This is a genomic window from Pseudomonas sp. Au-Pse12, from assembly GCF_021341665.1.
Lineage (GTDB): Bacteria > Pseudomonadota > Gammaproteobacteria > Pseudomonadales > Pseudomonadaceae > Aquipseudomonas.
Genome location: NZ_JAJTTH010000005.1, coordinates 357,201 through 377,831 on the forward strand (window position 1 = coordinate 357,201; position 20,631 = coordinate 377,831).

At 62.4% G+C, this 20,631-nt stretch carries 21 protein-coding genes, 1 other RNA gene and 1 pseudogene; 13 read left to right on the forward strand and 10 right to left on the reverse strand.

Going from position 1 to position 20,631, the window contains the following annotated elements; genetic code table 11:
- Positions 1-31: 31 nt before the first annotated feature.
- The 3 genes from ffs (at position 32) to LXM55_RS16595 (ending at position 1,605) form a co-directional block, all read left to right on the forward strand.
- Positions 32-128, forward strand: an RNA gene (gene ffs / locus LXM55_RS16585) — signal recognition particle sRNA small type.
- A 130-nt stretch (positions 129-258) separates the two neighbouring features.
- Positions 259-894, forward strand: coding sequence for a class I SAM-dependent methyltransferase (locus LXM55_RS16590; protein ID WP_233321367.1), 636 nt, complete (start codon positions 259-261; stop codon positions 892-894).
- A gap of 207 nt (positions 895-1,101) precedes the next feature.
- Positions 1,102-1,605 carry a GrpB family protein gene (locus LXM55_RS16595; protein WP_233321368.1) on the forward strand — a complete coding sequence of 168 codons (504 nt, stop codon included), beginning with the start codon at positions 1,102-1,104 and terminating at the stop codon, positions 1,603-1,605.
- Between the two features lie 10 nt (positions 1,606-1,615).
- On the opposite strand, the gene LXM55_RS16600 is transcribed toward LXM55_RS16595, so the two are convergent.
- The 3 genes from LXM55_RS16600 to LXM55_RS16610 all read right to left on the reverse strand — a co-directional run bounded on the left by LXM55_RS16600 (position 1,616) and on the right by LXM55_RS16610 (position 3,982).
- Positions 1,616-2,428, reverse strand: coding sequence for a helix-turn-helix transcriptional regulator (locus tag LXM55_RS16600; RefSeq protein WP_233321369.1), 813 nt, complete (start codon positions 2,426-2,428; stop codon positions 1,616-1,618).
- Between the two features lie 5 nt (positions 2,429-2,433).
- Positions 2,434-2,985: a kinase inhibitor gene (locus LXM55_RS16605; protein WP_233321370.1), complete on the reverse strand. Its 552-nt coding sequence runs from the start codon at positions 2,983-2,985 to the stop codon at positions 2,434-2,436.
- A 130-nt stretch (positions 2,986-3,115) separates the two neighbouring features.
- Positions 3,116-3,982 (reverse strand): LysR family transcriptional regulator, encoded by an 867-nt coding sequence (locus tag LXM55_RS16610; RefSeq protein ID WP_233321371.1) that lies wholly within the window; start codon positions 3,980-3,982, stop codon positions 3,116-3,118.
- Positions 3,983-4,085: 103 nt separating this feature from the next.
- On the opposite strand from LXM55_RS16610, the gene LXM55_RS16615 reads away from it, so the two are divergent.
- Positions 4,086-5,027, forward strand: coding sequence for a DMT family transporter (locus LXM55_RS16615; RefSeq protein ID WP_233321372.1), 942 nt, complete (start codon positions 4,086-4,088; stop codon positions 5,025-5,027).
- 55 nt (positions 5,028-5,082) lie between these two features.
- Here LXM55_RS16615 and LXM55_RS16620 read toward each other — a convergent pair whose 3' ends face one another.
- From LXM55_RS16620 to LXM55_RS16630, 3 genes are all read right to left on the reverse strand, one after another.
- Entirely contained in the window at positions 5,083-5,976 is an 894-nt protein-coding gene (locus LXM55_RS16620) for a DUF2167 domain-containing protein (RefSeq protein WP_233321373.1), read from the reverse strand.
- Between the two features lie 127 nt (positions 5,977-6,103).
- A complete protein-coding gene (locus LXM55_RS16625; RefSeq protein WP_233321374.1) occupies positions 6,104-6,481 on the reverse strand; it encodes a VOC family protein in 378 nt (125 codons plus the stop codon).
- Positions 6,482-6,626: 145 nt separating this feature from the next.
- Positions 6,627-6,941 carry a helix-turn-helix domain-containing protein gene (locus LXM55_RS16630; protein WP_011060220.1) on the reverse strand — a complete coding sequence of 105 codons (315 nt, stop codon included), beginning with the start codon at positions 6,939-6,941 and terminating at the stop codon, positions 6,627-6,629.
- A 444-nt stretch (positions 6,942-7,385) separates the two neighbouring features.
- Here LXM55_RS16630 and LXM55_RS32700 point away from each other — a divergent pair.
- The 3 genes and pseudogenes from LXM55_RS32700 to LXM55_RS16640 form a co-directional block, all read left to right on the forward strand.
- Positions 7,386-7,667: pseudogene (locus LXM55_RS32700) on the forward strand (PAS domain-containing protein); the annotation flags it as partial.
- A 231-nt stretch (positions 7,668-7,898) separates the two neighbouring features.
- Positions 7,899-8,951, forward strand: coding sequence for a methyl-accepting chemotaxis protein (locus LXM55_RS16635; protein ID WP_442799765.1), 1,053 nt, complete (start codon positions 7,899-7,901; stop codon positions 8,949-8,951).
- 18 nt (positions 8,952-8,969) lie between these two features.
- Positions 8,970-10,700 carry a putative bifunctional diguanylate cyclase/phosphodiesterase gene (locus tag LXM55_RS16640; protein WP_233321376.1) on the forward strand — a complete coding sequence of 577 codons (1,731 nt, stop codon included), beginning with the start codon at positions 8,970-8,972 and terminating at the stop codon, positions 10,698-10,700.
- On the opposite strand, the gene LXM55_RS16645 is transcribed toward LXM55_RS16640, so the two are convergent.
- A complete protein-coding gene (locus LXM55_RS16645; protein WP_233321377.1) occupies positions 10,661-11,419 on the reverse strand; it encodes a substrate-binding periplasmic protein in 759 nt (252 codons plus the stop codon). The genes LXM55_RS16640 and LXM55_RS16645 overlap by 40 nt on opposite strands.
- 138 nt (positions 11,420-11,557) lie before the next feature.
- On the opposite strand from LXM55_RS16645, the gene dnaX reads away from it, so the two are divergent.
- The 5 genes from dnaX to LXM55_RS16670 all read left to right on the forward strand — a co-directional run bounded on the left by dnaX (position 11,558) and on the right by LXM55_RS16670 (position 17,233).
- Positions 11,558-13,666 (forward strand): DNA polymerase III subunit gamma/tau, encoded by a 2,109-nt coding sequence (gene dnaX, locus LXM55_RS16650; protein ID WP_233321378.1) that lies wholly within the window; start codon positions 11,558-11,560, stop codon positions 13,664-13,666.
- Between the two features lie 66 nt (positions 13,667-13,732).
- Entirely contained in the window at positions 13,733-14,071 is a 339-nt protein-coding gene (locus LXM55_RS16655; protein WP_015634779.1) for a YbaB/EbfC family nucleoid-associated protein, read from the forward strand.
- A gap of 206 nt (positions 14,072-14,277) precedes the next feature.
- Positions 14,278-15,321, forward strand: a complete 1,044-nt coding sequence (locus LXM55_RS16660; RefSeq protein WP_233321379.1) for an NADP-dependent oxidoreductase — start codon at positions 14,278-14,280, stop codon at positions 15,319-15,321.
- Between the two features lie 58 nt (positions 15,322-15,379).
- Positions 15,380-15,982 carry a recombination mediator RecR gene (recR, locus tag LXM55_RS16665; protein ID WP_011060227.1) on the forward strand — a complete coding sequence of 201 codons (603 nt, stop codon included), beginning with the start codon at positions 15,380-15,382 and terminating at the stop codon, positions 15,980-15,982.
- Positions 15,983-16,084: 102 nt separating this feature from the next.
- A complete protein-coding gene (locus LXM55_RS16670) occupies positions 16,085-17,233 on the forward strand; it encodes an acyl-CoA dehydrogenase family protein (RefSeq protein ID WP_233321380.1) in 1,149 nt (382 codons plus the stop codon).
- Positions 17,234-17,254: 21 nt separating this feature from the next.
- On the opposite strand, the gene LXM55_RS16675 is transcribed toward LXM55_RS16670, so the two are convergent.
- A complete protein-coding gene (locus LXM55_RS16675; protein ID WP_233321381.1) occupies positions 17,255-17,803 on the reverse strand; it encodes an adenine phosphoribosyltransferase in 549 nt (182 codons plus the stop codon).
- 81 nt (positions 17,804-17,884) lie between these two features.
- Positions 17,885-18,619 (reverse strand): Crp/Fnr family transcriptional regulator FnrA, encoded by a 735-nt coding sequence (gene fnrA, locus LXM55_RS16680; RefSeq protein ID WP_011060230.1) that lies wholly within the window; start codon positions 18,617-18,619, stop codon positions 17,885-17,887.
- A 153-nt stretch (positions 18,620-18,772) separates the two neighbouring features.
- Here fnrA and LXM55_RS16685 point away from each other — a divergent pair, with 153 nt between their 5' ends.
- Positions 18,773-19,252, forward strand: a complete 480-nt coding sequence (locus tag LXM55_RS16685) for a hypothetical protein (RefSeq protein ID WP_233321382.1) — start codon at positions 18,773-18,775, stop codon at positions 19,250-19,252.
- Here the strand turns inward: LXM55_RS16685 and hemN are convergent.
- Positions 19,249-20,631 (reverse strand): oxygen-independent coproporphyrinogen III oxidase, encoded by a 1,383-nt coding sequence (hemN, locus tag LXM55_RS16690; RefSeq protein ID WP_233321383.1) that lies wholly within the window; start codon positions 20,629-20,631, stop codon positions 19,249-19,251. The two genes, LXM55_RS16685 and hemN, sit on opposite strands and share 4 nt — an antisense overlap.

The window sequence follows — 20,631 nt, forward strand, 5'->3', positions numbered from 1 at the left end:
CGCCGACAGGCGAGCGTCGTTATGGTGACCCCATCGGTCCCCCCGCAACGATTACCCGTGAACCTGGTCAGAGCCGGAAGGCAGCAGCCACAGCGGGAACATTGTGTGCCGGGGTGTGGCTGGTGGGGTTGCCTCCAATCTCCAAGTCATTCTTTTCCAACGATTTTTCACCCTTTACCACCCGGTGGTACAAGGAGTGATGCATCCGTTGCGATTCTACCTGACGTTGTCCCGCCACTCGGCCCAACGCTTGCGAGCGTGGTGCTGGTTTTTCTGCGTCCGTTGTTTTCTCAAGAGCCTTTGCTTGCGGCGGGCGTGAGCGGCTTCTGCGTTGGTGGCCAGTTCAAAAGCGTTGCGCTGCACCGCGGGGGTGAACGGTCTAGGCTGTTTCTCCTAACGGGAGAGGGCGTGCCGCAGGTGTTCTGCCTTGTCCAGCACCGCTTGAACAAGGAAATCGATGACATGGCGCGTATCACCGATAAGGCGTTCTACGAATACAACGAAGCAGAGCCGCCGTATTTGCACTGTGGAATCTTCGATCGGGACGCGTTGCGGGCAGAACTTGCCGAGCTCGTTCGATATGGGGTCGATTTCACTTCGGCGCAAACCGGGGACAAGGACAACAGCCGTTCGTACTTCTGGAAAAGCGGCCAGTTCACAGGCAGCGATGCCATGGCCTACTACGCCTATGTGCGGCGTCTCCGCCCGCGGAACATTGTCGAGATCGGCAGCGGTTTTTCTTCGTTGATTGCGTTGCAGGCATTGGCCAGAAACACCGTCGGACGGCTGCATTGCATCGAGCCCTTTCCACGGCCGTTCATTGCTGCGCTGGGTGCCGAGGGTGCACTCAAGTTGCAGGTGTGGCCGGCTCAGGAAGTGACGGCGAGTGCCTGAACGCCTTGACGACTTGTTGAGTGAATTCATGGATGGCCGGTCGGAGAGTGGCGGCGCCAGTTTCTGGTTTGAGTTTGATGGGCGCAGGGAAGGCGTGTAGCGCTATCTGGCGGTTCCTCATGGTTGGCTCCAGCGTGCGGGAGGATTCCAAGGATTGCCCAGCGGAGCTAAGCTCTCGCGTTTTTTGCTATCAGGGACGGAGTGCCAATGGCGCTGACCAGTAAAATCTGTGCTTATGACAATCACTGGCCAGCGGCCTTCAGTGCCGAGCAAGGGCGTATCGCCCAAGGCTTCGGCGCCGAGCTGGTGGATATTCAGCATGTGGGCAGCACGGCTGTTCCGGGGCTGGCGGCCAAGCCGGAGATCGATCTGCTGGTGGTGGTCGTGGAGCACCGGGATGAGGCCGCGCGCAACGCCTTCATGGCGACGTTGGGGTATGTGCGGGGCAGCAATCTTTCCCCGGGGCATCACTTTTATCGGCGTGATGTCGAGGGCGTGCGTACCCATAAGGTGCATGTCTGTCTTTCGGGGCACGAGCAAGTCGGGCGCATGTTGCGTTTTCGCGATCTGTTGCGCCAGGACAGCAACATCCGTCAGCAATACCAGGCGCTTAAGCTTCAGCTTGAAGCCAGCAATCGCCAGGGCATCGGCGAATACCTGGCGCAGAAAGCCCCCTTCATCGATGCGCTGATGAGCAGCCAGTCAAGGTGACTGGCGCCGGTTAGATCGCTGCCCGCAATTCTCGGGGGGAAAGCCCGTAATGCTTGCGAAAGCGCACGGCAAAGCGCGATGCCGAGGCGTAGCCGCTGGCTGCGGCGATTTCACCGATGGGCCGAGCGGTGGTCTGCAACCATTGCAGGGCCGTGCCCAGCCTGACGTTCTCGAGGATATGGCTGAAACTGCCGCCCTCGCTTGCCAATTGGCGGCGTAATGTCGAAGCGCCAAGGTTCAGCCGTTCGGCCACGCAGGCCACGGTCCAGTCCCGTGCCGGATTGCTCATGAGGAGGTGCTGCACGCGCTCGCACAGCGGATCGTGACGGTCGAGCAGCAAAGGGCCGGCCCAGCCACCCAGGGCGAGCGCCAGTAGCACCGCTTCGCCGTAATGGCTGCGCAATGCATCCGGTGCGTTGGCGGCGATGCATTGCAGCAGGTTGTCCCAGGCCAGGGTGCTATGCCGGTCCAGAGGAACGCACAGCTCGCTCGGGCCTGGGCGGCTGACGATCTGCTGGCTGTAGCGCAGGCTGAAGTTGCGCAATGCCTGGGTGGGAAAGCTCACCACGTCGGCGATGTAATGCCCGTGTGCGCCCGGGTAGTTGTTGATGCCCACCTCACGCCCCGCCGGCAGCAGGATCAGGTGCTGGGCGCCAACGCGTCTCTCGCGGTCGTCCCAGCTCATGCGCTTTTCGCCCTGGCGCACCCGGCACAGGGCGCTGACGAATATCGGAACCCGCCGCAAGGCATGGGCCTGACGGGCCTTGATGATGCAGGCGTCGATACGGCTTTGATGATGCTGCAGGCCGGCGGGTGCGTTCATGCTGTCTAGCGTCCGTAGGTGGCGGTCAGTGTGGCCTTGGCCAGGCTGTTGGCATTGAGCATGTAGCCCACCATGGCGCCGCTGGCCTGCGCGTCGAGGGGCAGTTTATCCACCTTCAGTGCCCAGACGGTGAACTGGTAGCGATGAGGTTTATCTCCCGCGGGTGGGCAGGCGCCGCCAAAACCGGGTTGGCCGTAATCGGTGCGGGTTTGAATGGCTCCTGCCGGCAGCAGTGCGCCGCGGCTATCGCCGGCGCCGCTGGGCAATTGTCGGGTGGTCGCGGGGAGATTGATCACCGTCCAGTGCCACCAGCCACTGCCGGTGGGGGCGTCAGGGTCATAGACGCTGATCGCCAGGCTGCGGGTGCCTGCCGGCGGGCTGTTCCAGGACAGTTCCGGTGAGGTGTTGGCGCCCGCGCAGCCAAATCCCTGGAACACTTGCTGGCTGCTCATGGGCTTGCCATCGGCGATGTCGGAGCTGCTGAGGGTGAAGTCGGCGGCGTGGGCGCCAAGGCTCAGGCCGAGGCCGAGAGCGCAGGGTAAAAAGCGGTTTTTCATGAGGGACTGGTCCAGGTGAGGAGGAGGAAGGACCAGTCTATTCAGAGGCGGTGCGCGGCATTGTGCCGGGATGCTCGCAGGTTGTGCGCAAATGCTCGGTGTGGCCTGCAACAGGCCCAAGAGATGGCTGTCAGGCCCCGAGCTTCTCTTGCAACAGCTGGGCAAAGGCGTCCCTGGCACCGTGGTGTTGTACGTCCTTGTGCCAGACGAAGCGGTTATCCACCGGGAGCAAGTCGGTGAAGCGCTGCACCGTCAGGTTGGCCGATTGCGAGTAGCGCTCCAGCACCCCCTCCGGTATCAGCGAGACCCCGGCGCCGACACTGACGCAGCCGATGATGGTGCCCCAGCTGGCATAGCCGGTGATGGGCAGGTTCAGTCCGTGCCGGGCCAACCAGTTTTCCAGGGCGCGGCGGTAGGGGCAGCCGGGTGGCCACATGAACAGGGTGTGCTGCTGCAAGTCACTGGCGCGGCGGATGGGAGCGCTGGCGGCGCTGGAGATCAGCACCAGGGGTTCGTGGTAGAGCACGGTCTGTTGCAGTTTGGCCGGCAGGCTGTCGATCGCTACCAGGGCGCCGTCGATGCGTTGGTGCCGTAGTTCCTCAAAGAGTTGCGACCAGGTGCCGGTCACCAGTTCCACGCTGACCTTCGGGTAGCGTCGGTGGTACTCCGCCAGCAGGGGTGGCAGGCGTCCTCCGGCGCAGGACTCGATCGAGCCCAGGCGCAAAAGGCCGCTGGGTTCGGCCTGGCTGTCCACGGCGCGCCTGGCTTCGTCCACCAGGGCCAGGATGCGTTCGCTGTAGCCAAGGAAGATTTCCCCGGCCGGGCTGATCCGCAGGCCGCGCCCGACCCGGGTAAACAATGGCGTGCCCAGTTCAGCCTCCAATTGCTTGAGGCGGTTGGTGATATTGGACGGCACGCAATGCAGCTGTTCGGCCGCCCGGGCAATGCTGCCGGTGCGGGCCACGGCTTTCACCATTTTCAGTTGGGTCAGTTCCATTGCTCATTTCCAGTGAGGAATGGCCTCAGTATCGGTTAATTGTGGTGAGTTGTGCGCGGCGCGACACTGCAGGCCTTCTCCTTGCCTTGTGGATACCTGTGTCGTGAAGATCTCGCCCCTGTTCAAGCTGGTGCTGGCGATTGCTGCGGTGATTCTGTGCTGGGCCTATTCGCCGGTGGGCATTCACATTGGCCTGGAGGGCTACAGCCCGGGGCACCTGGCCTTGTTGCGGTTCCTGATGGCTTCGCTGTTCATGGCCGGCATGGCGCTGGTGCTGAAAATCTCCCTGCCGCGTTGGCGTGACCTGCCGTGGTTGCTGGTATTGGGATTCTTCGCCATCGCCTTGCATCACGTCAGCCTCAACTACGGGCAGCAGGGGTTGAGCGCCGGGGCGTCCAGTGTGCTGGCGCAATCGGCGCCACTTTTCAGCACGCTGATCGCGTTTTTCTGGCTCAAGGAGCCCGTCAGTGGCTGGCGCTGGGGGTGTGTGGCGGTTGGGTTGTTGGGGGCGGTGCTGGTGGTTGCAACTGACAAGGGTTTGGGCTCGATCGAGCCGCGGGGGCTGCTGGTGCTGCTGGCGGCATTTTCCTGGGGGCTGTATTTCGTTTTGCAGCGGCGCTTTTCCGGGCGCTATGGGGTGTTGACCACGGTCTGCTACATGGTCTGGTGCGGCACGCTGTTGTTGTCGGTGTATGCGCCCGGACTGGCGCAGGCGGTGGTCCAGGCGTCGTGGCGGGTGAATCTGGCGGTGCTGTTGCTGGGCTTGTTTCCCAGCGCACTGGCCTATCTGGCCTGGGCCTATGTGCTGGCGCGGGTTGAGGTCAGCCGGGCGTCGATTGCCATGTACCTGATCCCGCCAGTGGCGATGCTGCTGGCGGCGACGGTGCTGGGCGAAACCCTGCAAGCGAGTGTGCTGCTGGGGGCGGCTGTGGTACTGGGCAGTGTGATGGCGATGCCGTTGGAAGGGCGTTGGCGTCAGCGCCGCGCTGGGCGCTGGCCGTCGCCGAAAACCGCTGCTCAGGCGCCTGCGGGGCAGGAGCGCTAGAGCGGGGCTGGCGAGTGACAACGCCCTGGCGTGGTAGGGCGTTGTCGCGCGGGATTCAGCTCTTTTTCTTGAACAGCCGGCCAACGAAGGCGGCGATGGCGAGCACGCCGATGACAATGAATTTCTTGCCGGCCAGGAGCAGCACGCCGAGCTTGGCGAACAGCCCGGCCTTGCTGGCGAGGCCGCCGGCTACCAGGGCTGCCAGGCCGTAGGAGGCCAGTTTGTCGGTGCTGGGGTTGTAGTCCGCGTAACGATTGCCATCGGTGAAGTTGGTAAAGGCCAGCACCTTGGGAATCTCGCGCTTGATGGTGGCCAGGTCGTCCATCGAGGCGACGGCATTGAGTTCCAGCACGCCTTCGCGACCCAGCACGCGGATGCTGTAGTTCAGGGTGTTGTTCTGAGCACCTTCGGCCTTCAGTTCGCGGGCCCAGTACATCTTGTGCGACTGCGCGTCGTAGCTCGGTTGCTCAGCCCAGCCCAGCAGGTGGATGGCGCCGTAGCCCTGTTCCTGGCGCTGCTTGTTGTCTTCTTCATCGGCTTCCTGCATCTGCTTGAGCAGGTCCTGATAGTCGATCTTCGCCGCATCGTCGTCGGAGATGTGCCCATCGTTCTTGTAGCTGATGATCACGCCCCAGCCTTCGGCGGACAGCGGGCTGACGGCGCTGGGCACGATCATGCCCAGGGTGGTGAAGCCGGGTGGGTTGCCCCAGCCTTCAGTCAGCAGTTTCTCGGTGTCCTTGGGGTTGAGGTAATAGAACTCCTTGCTCAAGTCGAGGCTGGCGATATCCCCAGGCAGCTTGACGTTGCCATGGCGCGGAGAGAGCGAGGCGAGGAACTGTTCGGCGGTCTGGGGTTCGGCGTCCTGGCTTTCGGGCGCGGTGGTGGCGTTGGCAAGGAATGGCATGGCGCAGAGGGCGGCCATGGCCATGAGGAGGCGCAGGTACTTCATCGTATTCCCTTACATTTTGTGACAAGTCGGCGGGAAGGATAACGATGAGTGGCGGGTGGCTCAATGCGAGGTTTCTGTTTTTCTCCGGGAAGGGCGCCGGGTCCGGCGCCGTTTCGGTAGCGTCGATTCAGTCGATGGTCAGGTACAGCGCCCGCAGGCGGTGCTCGTCCGGGTCGAGAGCCACCAGGGTGTAACCGAAATCCATCTGGGTGGGCGGCTGAGCGATGCGCATGCCCAGGGCCTGCCACTGCCGGTGCAGTTCGTCCACTGCTTCGCGGCTGTCTACCGCCCAGCCCAGCTCGCCGCCACCGCCGGCCGCCTGGGCGCTGGGTTGCACGGTGTGCCGGGACCAGAGGCCGAGCTTGATCCCCGAATCGAGGATGAACAGGGCGAAGGTCGGGGAGGATTCCACCGGCTGTTTTTCCAGCAGGCGGCTGTAGAACTGTGCACTGACGGCAGGGCTGTCCACATACAACAGGAAGTAGGTGTTGGTGTTGGTGATCATGGCGACTCCGGGGGGTGTGAGCTGTGCAGTGGGCGCAAGCTTATGCGCCGGGGCTGTCAGTTCCTGTCAGGAGTCATCGATTGAAAAAGAGGCCTGCATATCGCTGTCGATACGCCTGCCTCTTGGCGTTGATTTGTTGCGGGGCTCAAGGCTTGGACAAGGCCTGGTCTACCGCTGCTATCAGCTTTCCCAGATCCTTCGGGGTGGCTTTGTGAATGACACCGAACAAATAAGCCCGCTGTTCCTCTTCGTCGCCCAGATCGGCGAAGAAGGCTTTCAGCTTCACTCCCAGTACTTCGGCTAGCAGAAATAGAGCTTCAACGCTGGGGGTGTAGGTGCCGGTTTCGAAGCGGCTGATGGTTTTTGGGTCAAAACCGGTTTTTTCACCTAGTTCAGCCTGAGTAAGCCCCGCTACCTTTCGATAACGTTTGATGGCTGCACCCAAACTTGAAATTTGCATCGCTCAATTCCCATTTAGAATCAAGAACTTAACGATAAATATTGGCATTAGACAACACCATGGTTCATCACCTTGCTTTGCAAAATGTGATGCATTTCGTAGAATCGGCGCTTCGGACAGGTATTTGGTGATCTAGTTTCAGCAGGCTGGTTTATGAAACAAGAAATCATTGCATTTCCCTTGTTCACCTAAACCAAGGACTTGGCAGAGGCTCGCACGTCTCGTATATCCCGCCAACGCTCCGTCCGCCGTCCCCACCTGACGCCTAATCTGATCCTAGTTGATCTCCGTCGAATCGACGGTCAACTGCCGCGCAAACCGCTGTACGGCTGCAATCAGGGCGAACCTTCCGATTGAGTTGTACCGCCAGGAAAGTACATCGCGAATCAGCTGATTACCGGGCTCCGGTAACTGTTGATCGCTGGCTGTCTATGGAGTTCTAAAGTGCGTCTCAATTTGCCGGTCACCTCTGTTGAGCAGACCTTTCCCGACCAGCAGCGGCTCATATCCGCCACCGACATCAACAGTCATATTACCTATTGCAACGCCGAGTTCGCCGCGATGAGCGGGTTCACTCAGGCCGAACTGATCGGCAGCACGCATAACCTGGTACGCCACCCGGACATGCCGGCGGCGGTATTCGAGTCGATGTGGGGCTACCTGAAGGCGGGCCAGAGCTGGATGGGCGTGGTGAAGAACCGCTGCAAGAACGGCAACTTCTACTGGGTCAGCGCCTATGTCACGCCGATTCTCGAAGAGGGCAGGCTGGTGGGCTATGAATCGGTACGGGTCAAGCCGACTCGTGAGCAGGTCAGCCGCGCCGAAACCCTGTACGCCCGCCTGCGGGCCGACAAGGCCCCGGTGTGCGCCTGGCGTCGCACCGAAGCCATGGCGCGGCCGTTGCTGCTGCCGGTAGCGGTGGCGGTGGGTTGCCTGGCGGCGTTCAAATGGCTGCCGATGCTGGCTGCGCAGGGCCTGACGGTCCTGGGGTTCGTTGCTGTCGGGCTGCTGGCCCAGCGCCGCATGGGGCAGCAGCTCAAGCAGATTGTCAGCAGCACGCCGAACACCTTTGCCGATCCGATCTGCGCCCTGGCCTACAGCGAAGCTCTGGGGCCGGCAGCACAGCTGCAGATGATCCTGATCAGCGAAGAGGCGCGCCTGAAGACCGCCTTGACCCGCCTCAGTGATCTGGCTCGGCAGATGGCCACCGCAGCGGCCGACTCCAGCCAGCTGTCCAGCCGTACCGAATCGGCACTGCTCGAACAGCGGGCCGAAACCGACATGACGGCGGCGGCCATGACTCAGATGGCCGCCTCGATCACCGAAGTCGCCGAGCATGTCCAGCACACCGCCAGCGAAGCCCACACCGCCAATCTCCTGGCCCGCCAGGGCAGCGAGGTGGCTGGCACGTCCCGGGATGCGATCCAGTTGCTGGCGCGCACGGTGACCCAGATCAACCAGGCGGTAGGCGACCTGGCGGGGCAGACCCAGGAGATCATGGTGGCGGCGAGCATGATCCAGGCCATTGCCGACCAGACCAACCTGCTGGCGCTGAATGCGGCCATCGAGGCTGCCCGGGCCGGTGAGCAGGGGCGCGGTTTTGCCGTGGTCGCCGATGAGGTGCGGGCCCTGGCTGGCAAGACTCGTGAATCGACCCAGCAGATCCAGGGCATCATCCAGAGCTTGCGGTCCGGGGCCGACGAGGCCGTGCAGATCGCCAGCCTGGGCATCGAGGAGGCCGAACAGGGTGTGCAGCAAGTGTTGCAGGCGCAGCAGGCGTTGCAGGGGATTGGGGCTGCAGTGGAGCGCATTACTGATATGAGCCAGCAAATGGCCGCGGCGTCCCAGGAGCAGTCGCATGTCGCCGAATCGGTGTCCGAGCAGATCAACACCGTCGCCGCCACCGTGCAACGCACGGCCGAGAATGCCAGCGCCGGTGTGGTTCGCGGCACTGAGTTGGAAAACATCTCTTCCGGGCTGCGTGCCCTGGTCGAGCGGTTCAACCGCTAGCGACAGTGAGTTCGACTCATGGATGAGAAATACCGCAGGGCCGTCGATGCCGCCGCCATCTTCTCCGAGACTGATCTGAGCGGCAGCATCACCTATGTCAACGATCTGTTCTGCCAGGTCTCGGGCTACAGCCGTGAAGAGTTGCTCGGCGCCAATCACCGCATGCTCAGTTCCGGGCTGCACCCGCCGGAGTTCTTCACCGAGCTGTGGCAGACCATCACCCAGGGCCGGGTGTGGAAGGGCGAGATCTGCAACCGCGCCAAGGATGGCAGCCTGTACTGGGTCGACAGCACCATGGTGCCGCTGGTGGACCAGCGCTCCGGCCGGGTGATGCGTTACGTGTCGATCCGTTTCGATGTCAGTGAAAAGCGCCAGCTGCTGCATTCGTTGCAATGGCGGGTCGGGCACGACGTGCTCACCGGGCTGCCCAACCGGGCCTTTCTCTCCGAGCTGTTACACCAGGCCCTGGACTTCTCCCGCGCGGAGGATATTCCCCTGGCGGTGTGCATGCTCGACCTGGACGGTTTCAAGGCGGTCAATGACGGCTATGGCCACGCGTGCGGCGATCTGCTGCTGGTGGAAGTGGCCGCGCGGTTGCGCTCGATCATCCGCGGCGAGGATGTGGTGGCACGCCTGGCCGGCGACGAGTTCGTGCTGATTCTGCGTTATGTGCGCGATATGCTGGAGTTGCGCGCGGCATTGCAGCGGGTACTGGCGACCATTTCCCAGCCATATTCGATCCAGGGCAAGGACATCAATGTCTTCGCCAGCATCGGCGTGACCCTGTACCCCAACGACAACCACGACGCCGATACCCTGTTGCGTCACGCCGACCAGGCCATGTATGTGGCCAAGCAGAGTGGGCGCAACCGCTTTCACCTGTTCGATGTGCTGCGTGACCGTGAAGTGATGGTCACTTACCAGACGGTGGAACAGGTGCGCCAGGCGCTGCACCGGGGGGAGCTGTGCCTGTACTTCCAGCCCAAGGTGAACATGCGCACCGGTGCCGTGGTGGGCTTCGAGGCGCTGCTGCGTTGGCAGCATCCGCAGCGCGGGATGCTGGGCGCCCAGGAATTCCTGCAGCAAGTGGAGGAGACCGACCTGATCATCGATATCGGCGAGTGGGTCATGGATCAGGTAATGACCCGGCTGCAGGGCTGGCAGCAGGCGGGCATGGGCTGGCCGGTGAGCCTGAACGTGGCGGCGCGGCATTTCCAGCGCGCGGATTTCGTCGAGCGGCTCAAGGACATGCTCGATCGTTACCCGGACGTATTACCGGCATTGCTCGACCTGGAGATTGTCGAGTCGGTGGCCATCGACAATATCCAGCGGGTCAGCGATTGCCTCGATGCCTGCCAGGGATTTGGCGTGCAGTTCTCCCTGGGAGATTTCGGCACCGGTCAGTCGTCCCTCAGCTACCTCAAGCGTTTGCGTACCCAGACCATCAAGATCGACCGGCTGTTCGTGCGCGACATGCTGCACGACGAGGACGATCAGGCGCTGATCCAGGCGATGGTGGGGCTGGCCCAGGCGTTTGGTCGGCGGGTGGTGGCCGAAGGCCTGGAAAGCCTGGCGCACGGCGCGCGGTTGATGGCCTTGGGCTGTGATGTGGCCCAGGGTGATTTCATTGCCCCGCCGATGCCTGCCGAGGCGGTGCTGGAGTGGGTGCGCAGTTTCGAACCGCCCTTGGCCTGGCGCGACGATCAGCTTCAGGGCGAGGCGCTTTCGGAGGGCAGCGGGCCAACGTAGCGCTGGACGATGGCGTCGATTTCCCCGGACATTTTCATGCGCAGCAGGGTCCGCAGGATCCGCTGGGCCGGCACTCCCGGGGCGTCGCGCACGTAGCAGCCGACGGCTTGCTCCTGCAGCACCGCAACGCTTTGCAGTGGGTTGGCGGAGGCCTGGGTCTTGTTGAACCAGTCCAGGGTCCACTGGCTGGCAATGGCATAGCGGTAGCGCCCGACCACCAGCTTCTGTAACACCTGCTCTTCATTGCGTGCGTCGTCGCGAATCAACAGGTTGGCGTCGAACAGCGGCTGCAAGGGGGTGTAGGTGTAGCTGAGCACGGTGCCGATGTGCTGGCGCGACAGCTGTTGCAGGTGGACCACCGCCGGAACCGCGTGGGTGCTGACCAGCAGGTTGCGCTGCATGAACAGGGGCACGCTCCACAGGTAATCCCCGGACAGGTTCGGCAACCACGCCTGGGCGGCATAGCAGCGCACGTCGACTTCGCCCTGGGTCATGGCATTCTGCACCCGGGCCCGGGCCAGGACGTGGAACTCGGCGCGGGTGTCGAGGTGCCGGGCCAGGCTGTTCATCGTGTCGAACAGGATGCCGTTGGTGGGCTGGTCGCCTTTGATCTCGATGGTTGGCATGGTCCAGCTGTCGGCGACGGCAAAGCGCAAAGTTGGCTCTGCGGCTTGCAAGCTGGCGCTGAAGAAAAACAGGGCGCCCCAGGTCAAACGCATACAATCTCCAGGGTGTCGGCGGGCGAGCAATCCGTTGCAAAAGTCAGCTTAGACAGATTAGACGAGCGCGCCGGATGCAATTTCGCCCTTGCTCCGCTAGCATTACCGGCTTCCGCTTTCCAGTTGCGACGGTTTTCGATGAGTTATCAGGTTCTTGCACGTAAATGGCGTCCGCGCTCGTTCCGCGAAATGGTCGGCCAGACCCATGTGCTCAAGGCTCTGATCAATGCCTTGGACAGCCAGCGGCTGCACCACGCCTATCTGTTTACCGGCACCCGCGGAGTGGGCAAGACCACCATCGCGCGGATCATAGCCAAATGCCTGAATTGTGAAACAGGTATTACTTCCACGCCGTGCGGCACCTGTTCGGTGTGCTGCGAAATCGATGAAGGACGCTTTGTCGACCTGATCGAGATCGACGCCGCGAGCCGGACCAAGGTCGAGGATACCCGTGAACTGCTGGATAACGTGCAATATGCACCGAGCCGCGGGCGCTTCAAGGTCTACCTGATCGACGAAGTGCACATGCTCTCCAGTCACTCCTTCAACGCCTTGCTCAAGACCCTTGAAGAGCCGCCGCCGTACGTCAAGTTCATCCTCGCGACCACCGATCCACAGAAGCTGCCGGCGACCATTCTGTCACGCTGCCTGCAGTTTTCCCTGAAAAACATGACACCCGAGCGGGTGGTCGAGCACCTCAGCCATGTCCTGGGTGTGGAGAACGTACCCTTCGAGGACGACGCGCTGTGGCTGCTGGGCCGCGCCGCCGACGGCTCGATGCGCGATGCCATGAGCCTCACCGACCAGGCGATTGCCTTCGGTGAAGGCAAGGTCATGGCCGCTGATGTTCGGGCGATGCTCGGCACCCTCGATCATGGTCAGGTCTACGACGTGTTGCATGCGCTGATCAACGGCGATGCCAAGGCACTGCTGGAGGCGGTGCGGCACCTGGCGGAGCAGGGGCCGGACTGGAACGGCGTGCTTTCGGAAATCCTCAATGTGCTGCACCGAGTGGCCATTGCCCAGGCGCTGCCGGAAGGGGTCGATAACGGGCATGGCGATCGTGACCGGGTGCTGGCCCTGGCCCAGGCACTGCCGGCCGAAGATGTGCAGTTCTATTACCAGATGGGCCTGATCGGCCGGCGCGATCTGCCGCTGGCGCCAGACCCGCGTGGCGGCTTTGAAATGGTCCTGCTGCGGATGTTGGCCTTCCGCCCGGCAGACACCGCGGATGCGCCGAGACAGCCGCTAAAGCCAGTGGGGATCAGCCAGGCCACAGTTGATTCCGCCCAAACCGTGGCGGTGCCGGCACCCGCTGTGCCTGTAGCGACTGTTGCCCCGGCCCCGGCTGTGAGTGCTCCAATTGCACCAGCACCAGCACCAGCACCAGCACCAGCACCAGCACCTGTTGCCGAGCCTGAACCTGCCCCGCAGCCCGTTGCCCAGGCGATTGCCGTCGAGCCTGTGCCGGTGGTTGCCGAAGCCGTGGTCGACCTGCCATGGAACGACCCGGTAGAGCCGCAGATTGAACAGCAGCCGGCGGTTGAGCCGGTGCTGGAAGTGGCCGCCGAGCAGCCTGAACTGACGCCAATGCCGACCCCGACGCCGGACAGCGTGGTGCCGGACGCGCCGGAGTGGGTCAGCGCGCCAATGCCCGAGCCGAGTGTGGCCGAGGTTGATGCCGCCACCCCGGGGATCGACCTGGACGACGAGCCGCCGCTGGACGAAGACTACATCGAGCCGGACATCGATTCGGCCTACAGCTACCTGGACGAACTGGCCAGCGAGCATGCCGCCGAGCCGGCCCCGGAACCCGAGCCGGAGCCCGCCGCCAAGCCCGCCACCGGCCTCGCCCTGGAGTGGCTGGAACTGTTTCCCAAGCTGCCGATTTCCGGCATGACCGGTAGCATCGCCGCCAACTGCACCTTGATGGCTGTGGACGGCGACAATTGGCTGTTGCACCTGGACCCGGCCCACAGCGCCCTGTTCAACGCCACCCAGCAGCGGCGCCTCAACGACGCGCTGAACCAGTACCACGGGCGGACCCTGACCCTGGCGATCGAGCTGATCAAGCCCGAGCAGGAAACCCCGGCCCAGGCCGCTTCACGGCGCCGTGCCGATCGTCAGCGCGAAGCGGAGGAGTCGATCCACGGTGATCCGTTCATCCAGCGGATGGTCCAGGAGTTCGGTGCGGTGGTGCGCCACGATACTATTGAACCTGTCGAGGCCCTGGCGGCTCAGGGCTGATCATTCAAAGGGTGCCGGGCCTTGAGCCGGGCGCCGTTTCCATCCCCGTACTTTGAGGTAATTCCCATGATGAAAGGTGGCATGGCCGGCCTGATGAAGCAGGCACAGCAGATGCAGGAAAAAATGGCCAAGATGCAGGAAGAGCTGGCCAACGCTGAAGTCACCGGCAAGGCCGGCGGCGACATGGTTACCGTGGTCATGACCGGCCGTCATGACATCAAGCGTGTGAGCATCGACCCGAGCCTGCTGGAAGGCGTCAGCGAAGATGACCGTGAAGTGCTGGAAGATCTGTTTGCCGCTGCGGTCAACGACGCCGTGCGCAAGATCGAGTCCAACAGCCAGGAAAAAATGTCCGGCATGACCGCCGGCATGCAACTGCCTCCTGGCATGAAACTGCCCTTCTGATTCGCGCACGCGCGTCGGATGGACTAAAAGCCAGGCCTTGTGCCTGGCTTTTTTTATTCTGTCGATAAGTACGGCGCTGCTCGCGGGAGCCGGCTTGCAGGCCAGGGCCGCCGCCGCTTCAGCTGCAAAAACATCGAACGCCATGGTCCTCTCAGGGTCTGCACCCTATACAGTTTCAGTCAACTTTCTCTAAAGGAGTGTCCACGATGCCGCAGACATTGACCCTCAATCAGCGTGTGGTGCTGGTATCGCGTCCCCAGGGCGCGCCCGTGCCGGAGAACTTTCGCCTGGAGCGGGTGGCCTTGCCGGAACTGGCTGATGGCCAGGTACTGTTGAAGACCCTCTACCTGTCTCTGGACCCCTACATGCGCGGGCGCATGAGCGATGCGCCGTCCTACGCGGCGCCGGTGGAGATAGATGAGGTCATGACTGGCGGCGCGGTGAGTCGGGTCGAGCGCTCGCTGAACCCCAAGTTCCAGGCAGGGGATCTGGTGGTGGGGGCCACCGGCTGGCAGAGCCATTGCATTTGCGATGGCCGCAACCTGATCCCGGTGCCTTCGGGCCTGCCCAGCCCCTCCATGGCCCTGGGTGTGCTGGGCATGCCGGGAATGACCGCCTACATGGGGTTGATGGACATCGGCCAGCCCAAGCCGGGAGAGACTCTGGTGGTCGGGGCTGCTTCCGGTGCCGTGGGCTCGGTGGTCGGGCAGGTGGCGAAGCTCAAGGGGCTGCGGGTGGTGGGCGTGGCCGGTGGCCCCGAAAAATGCCGTTATGTGGTCGAAGAACTGGGTTTCGATGCGTGCATCGATCACAAGAGCGCCGACTTCGCCGATGAGCTGGCCCAGGCCTGCTTCAAGGGCGTGGACATCTATTTCGAAAACGTCGGCGGCAAGGTATTCGATGGGGTACTGCCCTTGCTCAATCCCAAGGCGCGCATTCCGCTGTGCGGGCTGATTGCCCAGTACAACGCCCAGGCGCTGCCTGCGGGGCCGGACCGCTTACCGTTGTTGCAGCGCACCTTGCTGACCAAGCGGGTACGCATCCAGGGCTTTATCGTCTTTGACGACTATGGCGACCGGCACCCGGAGTTCATCAAGGCCATGGCGCCTTGGGTGCGTGAGGGCAAGGTCAAGTTCAAGGAGGACGTGGTCGAGGGCCTGGAACAGGCGCCGCAAGCCTTCATCGGCCTGCTGGAGGGGCGCAACTTCGGCAAGCTGGTGGTCAAGGTCGCAACGGACGCGAGCATTTGACGCTACCCCGAGGCGCGGGTATAAACCGCGTCTCGTTGTTTTTGTCGGACCTTTGCCCATGAGCTTCAGCCCCCTGATTCGCCAACTGATCGACGCCTTGCGGACTTTGCCGGGCGTGGGTCAGAAAACCGCCCAGCGCATGGCCCTGCAACTGCTCGAACGTGATCGCAGTGGCGGCTTGCGTCTGGCCCAGGCCCTGAGCCAGGCCATGGAGGGCGTGGGGCATTGCCGCCAGTGCCGGACCCTGACGGAAGACGAGCTGTGCCCGCAGTGTGCCGACCCGCGTCGCGACGACACCTTGCTCTGCGTGGTGGAAGGGCCGATGGACGTATATGCGGTGGAACAGACCGGTTATCGAGGTCGCTATTTCGTGCTCAAGGGGCACCTGTCACCGCTGGATGGTTTGGGTCCTGAAGCCATTGGCATCCCGCAGTTGCTGGCACGGATCGAGGAACAGGGCAGCTTCAGCGAAGTGATCCTGGCCACCAATCCGACCGTGGAAGGCGAGGCCACCGCGCACTACATTGCCCAGCTCCTGACCAACAAGGGCCTGATCACCTCGCGCATCGCCCACGGCGTGCCCCTGGGGGGCGAGCTGGAGCTGGTGGACGGTGGCACCCTGGCTCACTCCTTCGCCGGGCGCAAACCCATCGCTCTATAACGCTGCAGGAGCCGGATCGCCGGCGAAGGATACGCCACACATCTCCTTGAAAACCAAGCAAGCGCTTGGTAAGTTTCCTCGACCCTTCAGAGGAGCTTGCCGATGTCTGCCTGCCAGGAATACTTCGATCCCAGCCACCAGTTGGTTCGCGACAGCGTGCGACGTTTCGTCGAACGTGAAATTCTTCCCCAGATCGATGAATGGGAGGAGGCTGGCAGTTTCCCCCGCGAGCTGTATCTCAAGGCCGGGGCCGCCGGGCTTCTCGGTATCGGCTACCCCGAGGCCTTGGGTGGCAGTCATGAAGGTGACCTGTTCGCCAAGATCGCCGCCAGTGAAGAACTGATGCGCAGCGGCTCCGGCGGCCTGGTGGCGGGGCTCGGGTCCCTGGATATCGGCTTGCCGCCCATCGTCAAATGGGCTCGCCACGAAGTGCGTGAGCGGGTTGTGCCGCAGGTGTTGTCCGGGGAAAAGATCAGTGCCCTGGCGGTCACCGAACCCAGCGGCGGCTCGGATGTGGCCAACCTGCAGACCCGCGCCGTGCGCGATGGCGATCATTGCCGGGTCAGTGGCAGCAAGACCTTTATCACCAGCGGCGTGCGTGCCGATTTCTACACCGTTGCGGTGCGCACCGGCGACCCCGGCTACGGTGGCATCAGCCTGCTGTTGATCGAAAAGGGCACGCCGGGCTTCACCGTGGGCCGGCAGCTGAAGAAGATGGGCTGGTGGGCCTCGGACACCGCCGAGTTGTTCTTCGACGATTGCCGGGTGCCGGTGGGCAACCTGATTGGCGCCGAGAACATGGGGTTTGCCTGCATCATGGGCAACTTCCAGAGCGAGCGCCTGGCCCTGGCCCTGATGGCCAACATGACCTCACAGCTGGCCCTGGAGGAAAGCCTGAAGTGGGCTCGCGAGCGGGAGGCGTTCGGCAAGCCCATCGCCAAGTTCCAGGTGCTCAAGCATCGCCTGGCGGAGATGGCTACGGCCCTGGAGGTCTCGCGGGAGTTCACCTATCGCCAGGCGGCGAAGATGGCTGCCGGCAAGAGCGTGATCAAGGAGATTTCCATGGCCAAGAATTTTGCCACCGATACCGCCGACCGTATTACCAACGATGCGGTGCAGATACTCGGTGGCATGGGCTACATGCGCGAGAGCCTGGTGGAGCGTCTGTACCGCGACAATCGCATTCTCTCGATCGGCGGCGGCACTCGCGAGGTGATGAACGAAATCATCAGCAAGCAGATGGGGTTGTAGCAGCCGATACCCCGGGGAAGGTTAGCGCTCGGTCAGGGAAAACTGGGTCAGGCAAAAGGTGGGAATCCCCATGTCTTGCAGTTTCTGCGAGCCGCCCAGTTCCGGTAGGTCGATGATTGCCGCGGCTTCATAGATCTTCGCCCCCATGCGCCGTACCAGGTTGGCGGCAGCGATCAGGGTGCCACCGGTGGCGATCAGGTCATCGAACATCAGCACCGAGTCGCCTTCGCACAGGCTGTCGGCATGGACCTCGAGGAAGGCCTCGCCGTATTCGGTCTGGTAGCCCTCGGCGAGCACATCGGCCGGCAGCTTGCCCTGTTTGCGGAACAGGATCAGTGGCTTGTTCAGTTGGTAGGCAATGATCGAGCCGATCAGGAAACCGCGGGCATCCATGGCGCCGATGTGGCTGAAGTCTTCTTCGACATAACGCTGGGCGAAGCTGTCGGCCACCAGGCGCAGGGCCCGGGGAGACTGGAACAGAGGGGTGATGTCGCGGAAGATCACGCCCGGTTTCGGGAAGTCGACCACGGGGCGGATCAGGGATTTGATGTCGAAGGAATCGAAGGCCATCTTCAGGTGTCCTGGCGGGCAAATAGGCCGCGCCAGTATACCCGCGACCGAGCCGCTTGGCTCAGCCGCACGTGCTGTGGATCAGCCTTCTACCGAGCCGCCGGCGAGGGCGCAGAGCTGGATCGGATCGAGGATGTGCACTTCCTTGCCTTCGGCGGCAATCAGTTCGTTCTGCTGGAAACGGGTGAACACCCGGGACACGGTTTCCACCGCCAGGCCCAGGTAGTTGCCGATTTCGTTGCGCGACATGCTCAGGCGGAACTGGTTGGCCGAGAAGCCACGGGCGCGGAAGCGTGCGGACAGGTTGACCAGGAAGGTGGCGATGCGCTCGTCGGCAGTCTTTTTCGACAGCAATAGCATCATTTGCTGGTCATCGCGGATTTCCCGGCTCATGACTCGCATCAGTTGGCGACGCAGTTGTGGCAACTGCAGCGCCAGTTCGTCGAGGCGTTCGAAGGGGATTTCACACACCGAGGTGGTTTCCAGCGCCTGGGCTGAAACCGGGTGGCTTTCGGTGTCCATGCCGGACAGGCCTACCAGTTCGCTGGGGAGGTGGAAGCCGGTGATCTGCTCTTCGCCGCTGTCGCTCAGGCTGAAGGTTTTCAAGGCACCCGAACGCACGGCGTACACCGAGTCGAAGCCGTCACCCTGACGGAACAGGAATTCGCCTTTTTTCAATGGGCGGCCACGTTTGACGATTTCGTCCAGCGCGTCCATGTCTTCCAAGTTCAGAGAAAGTGGCAGGCAGAGGGGTGCCAGGCTGCAATCCTTGCAATGGGCCTGGTTGTGAGCGCGCAGTTTAACTGGCTCGGACATTCTAGAATCCTTGTGGGAAAACACACATAAGCCGTAAGGGTAACTCACGGGAGGAGGTTCCGGCCAGTCCGTGCCGTATTGATTGTTAGTCGTAAAGCTATCCTTTTATGGCTCGATAACCTGTTAACGAAAGTAACTTAGAGGGCTGCAATTATGTCGTCCGTTGGCACTATTACTAATGGCAGCAATAACTTGCAGCCACTTCATGATTCCTCGAAAAGCGCCGCTGACGATGAACTAAGGGTTTCTCCGTTAGTTGCAGGGCCGCTGCTCGGGGAGGGCGTCAAAGTGTCGCTGTCGGGCGCCGGCCTGAGTCAATCTGCCGCCGCCAAAGGGCGTGACCGTGATATCGAGGAAAGCGGCCTGCCAGAAAACATCCAGCAGCTCCTCAAGATGATCAGGAAATTGCAACAACAGATTGCAGAGGCCCTCGCCCAACTGCAGGCGCTGATGGCCGACAAGCACCTGAGCCCTGAAGAGACCAAGGTCCGGATGGGCAGCCTGCAATCTGCACTGGCAACGCTCAACGGCGGTTTGCTGGCCGCCAATGCCTCCCTGGCCAAGGCGATGAAAGAAGCGGGCTTGAGCCCTGAGCAGATCTTGAAGGCGGCCTCGTTGATCATGAAGTCCTAGATCACCCGGGAGAAGCGCTGGCGGTTCTGCTGCCCCAGGTAAGCGTCGAAAACCATGCACACCGAGCGCACCAGCAGGCGACCGGCAGGCAACACGGTAATGGCTTCGCCGCTGAGTTCAATCAGGCCGTCGTCGGCCATCTCCTCCAGTTCTGGCCATAGTTCATTGAAGTAACCGCGAAAGTCGATGTTGAAAGCCTGTTCGATCTCTTCGAACTTAAGACTAAAGTTGCAGATCAGTTGTTGAATAACTTCACGACGCAGACGGTCGTCGGCATTGCATACCAGGCCGCGACTAGTGGCCAGTTGCGCACCCGCTAGAGCATTCTGATAGTGCGTCAGATCGCTGCTGTTCTGGCAGTAGAGGTCGCCGATCTGGCTGATGGCGGAAACACCCAGGCCGATAAGGTCGCAATGACCATGGGTGGTATAGCCCTGGAAGTTGCGTTGCAGAGTTGATTCTTCCTGGGCAATGGCCAGTTCATCATCGGGCAGGGCGAAATGATCCATGCCGATGTAGCGGTAGCCGGCAGCCGTCAGCTGTTCGATGGTGCGTTGCAGCATCTGCAGTTTTTCCGCTGGAGCCGGCAATTCGCTGCTGTTGATCCGCCGTTGTGGCATGAAGCGTTCGGGCAGGTGGGCGTAATTGAACACCGAGAGCCGGTCCGGTTGCAGGCTGATGACTTCTTCCACGGTCCGGGCGAAGTTTTCCGGGGTCTGCTTGGGCAGGCCGTAGATCAGGTCGATGTTGATCGAGCGGAACTGCAGGGTGCGGGCCGCCTCGATCACTGCCCGGGTTTCATCCAGGCTCTGCAGGCGATTGACCGCGCGCTGCACCGCCGGGTCCAGGTCCTGCAGGCCGATGCTGACCCGGTTGAAGCCCAGCTCCCGCAGCAGGCCCATGGTCGACCAGTCGGCTTCCCGGGGATCGATCTCGATGCCGTAGTCGCCGGAGTCGTCGTCCAGCAGGTTGAAATGCTTGCGCAACAGGGCCATCAGCTGGCGCAGCTCATCGTGGTTGAGAAAGGTCGGGGTGCCACCGCCGAAGTGCAGCTGTTCGACCCGCTGGTTGGGTGCCAGGTGGCAGGCGATCAGTTGCATCTCCTGTTCCAGGCGCTGCAGGTAGGGCAGGGCGCGGCTGCGATCCTTGGTGATGACCTTGTTGCACGCGCAGTAGTAGCAAATGTTGGCGCAGAACGGGATGTGCACGTACAGCGACAGTGGGCGCTGGGCCTTGCGGCTGTCGCGCAGGGCGTGCAGCAGATCGAAAGCGCCGACCTGGCTGTTGAATTGCACGGCGGTCGGGTACGAGGTGTAGCGTGGTCCCGCCAGGTCATAGCGGCGGATCAGATCTGTGTCCCAACGAATGGCGTCGAGCAT